Origin of the sequence: Paracoccus sp. SY, from assembly GCF_002901215.1 — a bacterium.
GTDB lineage: Bacteria > Pseudomonadota > Alphaproteobacteria > Rhodobacterales > Rhodobacteraceae > Paracoccus > Paracoccus acridae.
The window spans coordinates 1-4,542 of record NZ_NWMQ01000100.1 but is presented as its reverse complement, the minus strand read 5'-3'; the positions used below and the strand labels follow the sequence as shown (position 1 = coordinate 4,542).

The following is a 4,542-nucleotide window of genomic DNA, read 5'->3' as shown; positions in this document are numbered from 1 at the left end:
AGATCGCCGGCCGGATGCGGCTTGAGCAGCACTGCATCTGCGTCAGCCATGAAACGATCTACCGCTTCGCCTATTCAAAGCTTGGCCTCGCGGAAGCCTTCTATCGTCATCTGCCCGAGCATCGCAGACGTCGCAGGCCGCGAAACCACCGACGACATCAGCGTAGTCACATCCAGGACAGCCAGAGCTTGTGTCACCGGCCCTCGGCCGTTGCCGAGCGTCAGGAGTTCGGCCACTGGGAGNGGAAGCCTTCTATCGTCATCTGCCTGAGCATCCCAGACGTCGCAGGTGGAACCCGCGCGAACTTCGCCCCTTATGTCACTAGATCACCTGCTATAATCTTTGTGGAACTAGTGTTGCGTTAACGGCTTTCAATCGTAGAGCACGTCAGTGCCCGGCAGGCGGATTTTGATGGACGAGCGGAAGAACTGGCATCTGACGGATGCTCTCCATCACGAGCAAGGGCGGGGCGATCCGTTTGCAGCGGCTGTTCGCGCCACACGCATGCCGATGATCATTACCGATCCCAACCAGCCCGATAATCCGATCGTTTTCGCCAACACAGCTTTTCAGAAGCTGACGGGCTATTCCCGTGAGGACCTCGTTGGCCATAACTGCCGCCTGCTTCAGGGCGAAGATACCGATCCAGAGGCCGTCGATCGGATCCGCAAAGCCGTTGCCCAAGGTGAGGATGTTGCCATCGATATCCTGAACTACCGAAAGGACGGCACGGCCTTCTGGAATGCCCTCTATCTCAGCCCCGTCCGCGACTACACGGGAGAAATCCAGTTCTTCTTCGCATCCCAGCTCGATGTTACCGCCCGTGTCGACGCTCATACGCGGGTGGCCCGGGAGAAGCGGCGCATCGAGGAGGAGGTACACAAACGCACTGCCGATCTGCGTGCCGCCTTGGAGGCGCAAAAGTTGCTGCTGCACGAGGTCGATCACCGTGTAAAAAACAACATGACGATGATCGGGTCGATCCTTCGCCTGCAATTGCGAGAAATCGATGATCCCGACTTCACGGACCGGCTTCGTGCCATGATGGGACGGATTGACGCACTCGCATCGGTCCACCGCCGCCTTTATCAGTCGGACGATGTGACCCGCTTTGATATCGGTGCCTTTGCAGCCAGCCTTGCCGGAGATCTGGTCCAAGCAGCGGGTCATCGCGACATCCGGATCATGACCGATCTCAAGCGAGCTGATGTGTCGATAGAGCAGGCATCGGCCTTGGGGCTCATCGTCAATGAGATCCTGTCCAACTGCATTCGTCATGCTTTCACGGCGGGAGAGGAAGGCCAGATCACCATCGTGGCCCGTCAGGAGAACGATCAGGTTCGTCTCTCGATCGCGGATAACGGCATTGGTTCGTCGCAAGGAGATCAGGTGCCAGCCGGTCTTGGGGGCATCATCATCAGCCGTTTGTCCAGGCAGGCGGGAACACAGATCAAATGGGCATCGTGTGCTTCTGGCACGCGCGCTGATCTTACAATCACAGTTGGAGCCGTATGGAACGCGCCGCCAGACCACTGAACTTCCTCATCGTCGAGGACGAACCGCTTATTTCAATGGATATCGAGATGATGGTTGAGGATGCAGGCCATCATGTGATCGCCATTGCCGCCGCGCTCGACGAAGTCGAAGCTCTTCCGGATGAGAAAGCGCCAAATGTGGCGTTAGTCGACATGAACCTTGCGCGTGGCAGCACTGGTCTCGACGTGAACAGTTATGTGCAGGCGAGGTGGCCCAATGCGATCATCGTCTTTGTGACGGCCAATCCCCAGAAGATACCTCAGGACTTCGCAGGAGCGCATGGCGTTATCGCCAAGCCATTCTCACTCGCAGGGTTCATGTCGGCTGTGCAGTATCTTGAGGAAGTCGTCTGCAATCCCCCGCCGGTCTCGGCCCCGCCCGGAAGCTTTGTCGCGTCCGAAGCCTTCGCTGCGTTCCGGGGAATGCAATAACACCATTCAACGGATCGGAGCGGTCACAGTGGCCCGAAGCCCCGGATTGTTATCGGCGTAATCCATGGTCCCCTTCAGACCATCCACCAACGAGCCGAGCATTCGTGAGCCAAACCCAGTACCTTTGGTCACGCCCGCAGCGCCTATGCCCTTGTCCGAGACTGTCAGGCGGAAGCTGTCGCGATGCTGCTCCAGCCCAATGGAGATCGGTCCTGGTTCTCCTTGGTAGGCGTACTTGGTTGCGTTGATGACCAGCTCGTTCAGAATAAGACCGATGCTTACGGCTCGGTCTGTCTCGATCAGAACGGGCGCAAGTCTGGTGGAAAGGATGTTCGCCCATTTCCCACTCAGGGTTGCCTTCAGCTCCTCGCACAATTCTGCAAGGTAGAGTGACAGGTCGACGATTTCGGTGCTGTCTGCCTGGTAGAGCCGCTTGTGAACAAGGCTCACTGCCTTGAGGCGGTGGTCCGCCTCGTCCAATTGCTGCTTGACCTCTGGAAGCGCGTCGCGCCCCTGCATTCTCAGGAACGCCGACACCAGCGACAGGCTGTTTTGCACCCGGTGGTTCACCTCGCGCAAAAGGAAGTCCTTTTGCTGCATCAGGTTTTCGTTTTCCTTCAGGGTCGTTGAGAGCTCCATGTTCAAGGCTCTCATTCGGCGATTGTTGCGCGCTTCAAGCATAGACCGGACAAGCCGCATAGCGGACTCGGTTTCGGCGATGGTCCAGTCCGGTGCGCAGCCTTGGACCTCTTCCGACCAAGCGGCAAAGGACACACGTGGTTCCAGCTGTGCACCGGGAACAAGCGGGACATCTTTATGAGGGTTTCCAGCCCATGTCACAGTTTGCAGTCTCTCGGCGCGAAACCACATCAGGATTGTGGGGACCTCCGTCGACATGGTGACGGCGAGCAGACCGCTTGCCAGATCCCGAAATGCCTCAGCCGCGGGCATTTCTTGTCGCAGACACGCAGTCCAAAATGCCTTTATGGCCGCAGGGGCGCGCACGTAGTCGGCTACAGCACGGATGTGGATCGGGTCCGGGCATTGGCCGGATACGAAGAGATCCGCGCCCTGCACGGCTGCGAAGCCATCCGCGCGCATCATCTTTGCCAAGTCATCAGCCGACTCGGCGAAAAACTGCTCCAGCGTGACGTCCGAGCCGAGCCGTCCCAAAACAACATCTTCTTGTGCGCGAAGGTGAATGCGCTCGCGATAAAGCTCTGCTTCCTCCCGCAACTTGATCTGCCGTGACAGGCTTGTTGCAAGCGCCTGACATGCAAGACGTATGGTGAGCGGCAAGGGCCGCGGATTGGAATGATGACAGGCAACAAGCCCCCATAAGATGCCGTCCTTGACAATCGACATCGAGGCAGAGGCGGCAACGCCCATGTTCTTCAGGTATGTCAGGTGGATCGGCGACACGCTGCGCAGGGTGGAGTCGCTCAGATCGATCTGCCGAACTGTATCGTCGACGCCGATGATCGGGAGGGAGGCGCCGGCCACGTCCGCAATGACCCGCACCCTGTTTCGAACATAAAGGGCTCGGGCCTGCCGCGGAATATCGGAGGCGGGAAAATGGTGGTTCATCAAACCCGGCATATCGTCCGAGCGGCTTTCGCCAACCACCTTGCCAGCTTCGTTGTCAACGAACTGATAGATGAGGACGCGATCATAGTCCGTGAGTCTTCGGAACACCCGCGCTGCGCTGTCAAACAGATCCGCATGGGAGGTCGCGCGCTCGAACCCGCTGCTCATCGCTTCAAGATTTGCGAGAAAGGTAGAGTTCATTGGCGGGCTACCCGCCTGTTGGGTCAATTCGACAACGACGTGGCCATCCGTTGTAAACGCATGGACATCGTAGAGGATGTCATCGATCAAGGCGGCGTCAAGGACTGCCGGACCCAGGTCCAGTGCTGCTTCATCAATGACAGAAGACAAACCGAGATAATCTTCGAGCGTTTGGCCCTTCGTGGCCCGGAACAGGGTTTCTCCTGCAGCGCCTATGATCTCATGGGTGCCGATCCGGCCAATCAGAAGAAGGCCATGAGGCTGGATTGAGCCGGGGATGTGGATTGGCTCACGATCGCAGGCGGTTAGGTTCAGGGCGCCGATGTCGTTCATACTTTCTCGTTTGGCGATGAATGGGCTGAACGGTGGTCGTCACGCACCTGAGACTGTCCTAGTCCCTGCACAAAACAGGAACAGGCGAAATCATGCAAGAGGACATGCATCGCATCCTCATACCTCCGGATCAGTCGGCACCCGGCCCCTGCAGGCCTGGCGGGGGCAGGCCGTCGGCATCGGGGTCGCGGCCCTGCTTGCGGTCCAGAAGGCGCATCACGGGCGTCACCGTCAGCCCGTGCATCAGGACGGACAAAAGAACCACAAGACCCAGAATGGCCCAAAGATGTTCGGCCCCGGCAACCTCCATGTGGTTCAGCCCATAAGACAGGTAGTAGAACGACCCCACCCCGCGGATGCCGAAAAAGGCAATGGTCAGCTTCTCGCCGGGGGCGGCACGAAAGCCCCAAAGGCCGATCAGCCCAGTGAGGGGCCGGATCACCAGCAGAATCAC

At 58.5% G+C, this 4,542-nt stretch carries 4 protein-coding genes and 1 pseudogene; 3 read left to right on the top strand and 2 right to left on the bottom strand.

Features of this window, described 5'->3' with window-relative positions:
• The 3 genes and pseudogenes from CK944_RS23845 to CK944_RS21550 form a co-directional block, all read left to right on the top strand.
• Positions 1-242: pseudogene (locus CK944_RS23845) on the top strand (IS30 family transposase); the annotation flags it as partial.
• 169 nt (positions 243-411) lie between these two features.
• Positions 412-1,536: a PAS domain-containing protein gene (locus CK944_RS21555; protein WP_103175100.1), complete on the top strand. Its 1,125-nt coding sequence runs from the start codon at positions 412-414 to the stop codon at positions 1,534-1,536.
• Entirely contained in the window at positions 1,512-1,967 is a 456-nt protein-coding gene (locus CK944_RS21550) for a response regulator (protein ID WP_103175099.1), read from the top strand. Before CK944_RS21555 ends, CK944_RS21550 begins: the two co-directional genes overlap by 25 nt.
• A gap of 6 nt (positions 1,968-1,973) precedes the next feature.
• On the opposite strand, the gene CK944_RS21545 is transcribed toward CK944_RS21550, so the two are convergent.
• On the bottom strand, positions 1,974-4,088 hold the full coding sequence (locus CK944_RS21545) for a histidine kinase dimerization/phosphoacceptor domain -containing protein (protein WP_103175098.1): 2,115 nt from the start codon (positions 4,086-4,088) through the stop codon (positions 1,974-1,976).
• Positions 4,089-4,218: 130 nt separating this feature from the next.
• Positions 4,219-4,542 (bottom strand): cation:proton antiporter (locus CK944_RS21540; RefSeq protein ID WP_192877797.1); only part of this gene is annotated, 324 nt, incomplete at its 5' end.